The organism is Aestuariibaculum marinum (assembly GCF_014596975.1).
GTDB classification, from domain to species: Bacteria; Bacteroidota; Bacteroidia; order Flavobacteriales; family Flavobacteriaceae; genus Aestuariibaculum; species Aestuariibaculum marinum.
Genome location: NZ_JACVXD010000119.1, coordinates 1 through 223 on the forward strand (window position 1 = coordinate 1; position 223 = coordinate 223).

1 protein-coding gene is annotated in these 223 nt (G+C 45.7%); it reads left to right on the forward strand.

The window, feature by feature from the left end; all coding sequences use genetic code 11:
• The coding region (locus ICJ85_RS16450) for a hypothetical protein (RefSeq protein ID WP_188224860.1) at positions 1-223 on the forward strand (223 nt) is incomplete at both ends.

Sequence of the window (223 nt, forward strand, 5' to 3'; positions counted from 1 at the left end):
CCGTATCTGACAATGCTACCCCAGCCAATACAGCTACTGATGTCATGACGGTAACAGTCACCGATAATGAAAATCCAACGGTAAACGCTACAAGCAATGTTGTTACAACAACTAGTGCAGATGCCTCTGGAGACTGTACCGTGGACGTGGCCATCACCGATGCAACTTTCAACGATAATTGTTCCGTAAGCTCAATTGCATGGATAATGACCGGTGCTGTAAA